The 3,907-nt window shown below is 47.6% G+C and carries 7 protein-coding genes; 3 read left to right on the forward strand and 4 right to left on the reverse strand.

Annotation, left to right across the window (positions count from 1 at the left end):
- Window positions 1–815 precede the first annotated feature (815 nt).
- Together ABYW01_RS16130 and ABYW01_RS16135 are read left to right on the forward strand one after the other, a co-directional pair.
- A complete protein-coding gene (locus ABYW01_RS16130; protein ID WP_372834630.1) occupies window positions 816–1,217 on the forward strand; it encodes a helix-turn-helix domain-containing protein in 402 nt (133 codons plus the stop codon).
- Window positions 1,210–1,530 (forward strand): hypothetical protein, encoded by a 321-nt coding sequence (locus ABYW01_RS16135; RefSeq protein WP_372834633.1) that lies wholly within the window; start codon window positions 1,210–1,212, stop codon window positions 1,528–1,530. The genes ABYW01_RS16130 and ABYW01_RS16135 overlap by 8 nt, the downstream gene beginning before the upstream one ends.
- Window positions 1,531–1,561: 31 nt before the next feature.
- Here the strand turns inward: ABYW01_RS16135 and ABYW01_RS16140 are convergent, their stop codons facing one another.
- From ABYW01_RS16140 to ABYW01_RS16155, 4 genes are all read right to left on the reverse strand, one after another.
- The gene (locus tag ABYW01_RS16140) at window positions 1,562–1,840 is read right to left on the reverse strand and encodes a hypothetical protein (protein WP_372834636.1); all 279 of its coding nucleotides are present in this window, start codon (window positions 1,838–1,840) and stop codon (window positions 1,562–1,564) included.
- A gap of 93 nt (window positions 1,841–1,933) precedes the next feature.
- Window positions 1,934–2,587 carry a hypothetical protein gene (locus ABYW01_RS16145; protein WP_372834639.1) on the reverse strand — a complete coding sequence of 218 codons (654 nt, stop codon included), beginning with the start codon at window positions 2,585–2,587 and terminating at the stop codon, window positions 1,934–1,936.
- Window positions 2,584–3,387: a KilA-N domain-containing protein gene (locus tag ABYW01_RS16150; protein WP_372834641.1), complete on the reverse strand. Its 804-nt coding sequence runs from the start codon at window positions 3,385–3,387 to the stop codon at window positions 2,584–2,586. The genes ABYW01_RS16145 and ABYW01_RS16150 overlap by 4 nt, the downstream gene beginning before the upstream one ends.
- Entirely contained in the window at window positions 3,384–3,539 is a 156-nt protein-coding gene (locus ABYW01_RS16155) for a ribbon-helix-helix protein, CopG family (RefSeq protein WP_372834643.1), read from the reverse strand. The genes ABYW01_RS16150 and ABYW01_RS16155 overlap by 4 nt, the downstream gene beginning before the upstream one ends.
- A 129-nt stretch (window positions 3,540–3,668) precedes the next feature.
- Between ABYW01_RS16155 and ABYW01_RS16160 the strand changes: the two genes are divergently transcribed.
- A partial coding sequence (locus tag ABYW01_RS16160) for an Arc family DNA-binding protein (RefSeq protein ID WP_372834646.1) occupies window positions 3,669–3,907 on the forward strand: 239 nt, incomplete at its 3' end.

A 3,907-nucleotide genomic window follows, 5' to 3' on the forward strand; every position in this document is an offset into this window, starting at 1 on the left:
AACTTATAAACACTTGTTTTTAAACAGATTAATAGCTTTGCGAAGTCGTAAAATCAAAAATATGTACACACAATTGTACTCAAAACAAAAAGTACCCCTCTCCTTGGGTGCACAGAGTGCGTCCAGTTTACAGGACAATAAAACGCAGGTTAACCGTGCGCGACTCAGCAGGAATTCAGGCAGAGTTTCCTGTATCTCAGGTTTTCATCATTTCCAGGGAGAAGTAATCGCCAGCCATGATTTGGGAGGTACTCCCAATATGAACCGCAATGAGTACAAGAATAGATCTGACTGTCTTCAACAACATCGCTGATAACAGTTAGATTTTCGATGGATGGGCGCGCATCATTAAGACACGCGCAAAGGGGTGTGGTCTCCATAATAACAAAATCCTTTTCGTTATTGGTTTATGCCGCTAAGAGAGCATAGCCAACTTCAGAGAGAAATCCTCTTTCAATCGGTGATAGCTGATCAGGAAAGGCCGCGATAACCTCCGCTAGAATAAACGGCGTGGCCTGCCTTGTCCGGATCGATTCAACAAGCTGGCGCCCATATCTGCGGCCAGCCGAAAAATCCCTATCGTAATCGTTCGCACTCTCTGTGCGCCAAAACACTCGCTGTCCGTCCAGATCAGCGATGAACTCCATTTGTCCCACTGTAATACCTCACTTTTCCATCATCCTTTGAAGTGCGTGAACTATAACGGTGCACTGTTCGTAAAAGATACAAACTCCCCATATTTAGGTGCTTAAACGCCTGTTGGTACGCACGTTGCTGGGTACTTGGTTGACAGGGTCAGCATACGGGGCAATGCTATGAAAATGCCGATTAAGACACCGGGCGAGATTCTACGGACAGGACGGCTAACGCTTAAGAAAACGCAGCAGGAAGTAGCCAAAGAGATACACAAGGCTCTGCGCACATACCAGAAGTGGGAGAATAACGAGACTCGCCCTTCTGCCTTTGTTGATATTGTCGCGGTCTGCGTGGCATGCGGGGTTCCGGTGGAAGACTACATAACAGGACAGCAGCCAAGGCCCTATCTGGAGCAGTACGATATCGATCTGCTGGAGCATTACCGACAGCTGCCAGACAAGGACAAGCTGTGCGTCCTTCGTATCACTGAAGCGCTGGTAAAGTTGCATCAAGATAATATGCAAATATTGTCGCAGAATGCGAAAAGGGAAGAAGATCAGGTGACTCAGGACAATGAATAGAGCTACTCAGCGCCAGTCGGAAAACTTAAATCACGAAGCCCCCAAGCTGATTCCATCCACGGCGTTTCCTGGCGGCCAGAAGCCTGTATGGACTAAAGAGAATAAAGCCGAGCTGCACTCTGCTCTACAGGCAGTCAGGCAAGCAGAAATAGAGAAACAAAATTCTTCGCCATTATCTAAAGCGGTTAGCGATTTAGAGAAAAGCGCCTTGATCTGCGCCGGGCTAATTTTAGTTGCAGGCACTGGTTTTGCTCTGCAGGCATACTTGGATATTAATGAGCTGCTAATGCTAGCAAAGGCCGCCGCGCTCTAATTAGAGGCTAGCGACAGCCATACAGCATCCTTCATACCGCGCTCGCCGCAATTCTCGTAAGCTCCGCAATAAACCCGTTCTCTATCGGCCCCTCTTCCAGCGGCATGTCCGACATAACAACAGCCATAAAGAACGGTGTAATCGCCCGAACATGAATCTGCTCAAGCAGCTTGCGTGCATACTGCCTGCCGGTCCGGTAGTCCGCTTCATAATCGCCGGACGAACTTACCAGCCAGTTTTTGCGCTTATCGCCCTGCTGTGACACAAAAGGCAGGGTTTTACACATATCGTGTTGTGCTATAGTTTCCATGTCAGTTTCCTTGCTCAAAGTATTCTGATTCGGGGCTTAGAGAGCGGTAACTCCCTAAGTCCCAACTAATTTCCCATCTTTAGCTCTTTGGTTCTACGGCGTTAATTCCTCCTTTTCGCCGCCAACAACTCGTAGGTTTGGCGGCATTCGTTCGAAAGATTCAGTGCCGTCCGAGTAAGTCACTTTTTGGTAGCGCGGGATTGCTCCAAATGTTTCATCAAAGGACTTGGACACCGCCTCTCGAAACTCAGTGTTCTTGTCATACATATCTATAAAGTCACGGAACGTTGCCTCGAACAGCGGAGAATCACGAGCTTCACGTTCACCAAAGAACACCTCTCTTTCCCTATAGGTTTCTGCATGCATGAACGCAGAAGAGTGCAGAGATCCTTTTGCTTCAGGATGCTCTTGAAGAAATCCTTCGTAGGCGATATGGCTGATGTTTAGCAGCTGAGCTAGCTCGTGATCAGTGGATTCGTATTCATCGTATGTCCTTATCAATCCGCCCAGCACCCGTGCCTTCTCTCTCTCCATGTCATAGACCTTTCGCCGATAAGCCGTCTCTGACTCAATCGCGTCTTGAAGTACCGAGATCCTATTCGTATTGGAGGGATTGCCCTTGAGCTTGATGATCTCACGCTCATAGACATGTATGATTGCACTAGCACTGCGAGCAAGCTGGGCGCAATCTCGCAATATCTTCTTGTACACCCAGATAAACCCGCGCGCCTTGTATTTATCCATCATGCCGCCACCTCAAATTTGATGTGAACGAACTCGCCATTCCACGTTTTCTTCATGGGCAGCTTTTCGTCCAGGTACAGTTCATACAGTTTTTTTGCGCCAGCCTTAAGTAGTTTTGGCTCGTGCTTAATAAAGGTCTCCCCACCGTGAGTGCCAATCGGACGATCAGTTTCAGTTAGGTAGCGATCACGGGCATAGCTTCTGGCTCTAAAGCGCCTGTTTTTGCCAGACCGGCTTTCGTTATAGATCCATTTGAGCGTGTCGTGGCAGAAGTTATTCATTTGCGAGCAGTTCACGCCATTGAGCATTTTGCCGAAGGCAGTGATTGTCATGCCTGGATGAAAAAAACTTTCCAGTTTTTCGATGCGCTCATCTTTGGCTTTATTTTCAAGTTTGAGCACCTGGTTTTGTTTCTCCGACTCCATTGCCAGTTCGAGGATTTCCATTCGCGTGAGTTCTTTATCTTGAGAAGGCCCGAACTTTCCGGTTTTGCAATCCAGAAACGTCTGATTAACCTCCCATCTAAACTCTGGGCTAATCCATCCAGCATATTCCAAAGCAAGATTCTCATGTGCAAAAGTCCCGCCATTTCGACCTTCCACAGAAACTATGCAAATCTGCATAGTTTTAGATTCAGCCAGCTTGATCAGCTCTTTTGCCTGCTGTGCGCGCATCCATTGAGCAGGAGCCTTGTTAGCACCCAAGCCGCTCGCCCGATGCAAAGCGTTCAGATTAAACCGCCCTTCCGCATCAGTTGTTATTTCCACGCCAGCAATTACTGGCATTTGGATTACGTTGCTCATGCTGCCATCTCCTCTAATCGACGAGCCTTGCTAATCGCTTCCTCAACCAAAAAGGAAAGCGAGCGCTGCTCTTTTTTAGCTCTTTTATCCAGCCACTCCTTAGACTCAGGCGTGATCCGGACTTTTATTTGCGGCTTATCTTTGGCTTTCACTTTAAATCCTCTTCGCTATAGACACCAAAGTGGTGTCATTAAGAATACACGACACCACAATGGTGTCAAATGAAAAAGACACCAAACTGGTGTACTCTCATAAAAACCCTTAGCTACCAATAGCGACATATGAACAGCATCAGAGTCACACTCCGCATCCCCGAAGATATTCACGAGCAATTAACAGCAAGCGCGGACCAGGCAAGCCGCTCAATGAATGGCGAGATAATTGAACGGCTGAAGGAGAGCTTTAGAGAGAAGGATTTGCTTGATGCAATAGGAGCTGATCCAGAGATAGCTGGGGTTCTTAGGCAGCATGGCGAATCACTTGAGCGCCAGCTGGTAGAAGTTAAAGAAGAGAAAGAGCA

It is taken from the genome of Pontibacterium sp., assembly GCF_041587635.1.
GTDB lineage: Bacteria > Pseudomonadota > Gammaproteobacteria > Pseudomonadales > Balneatricaceae > Pontibacterium.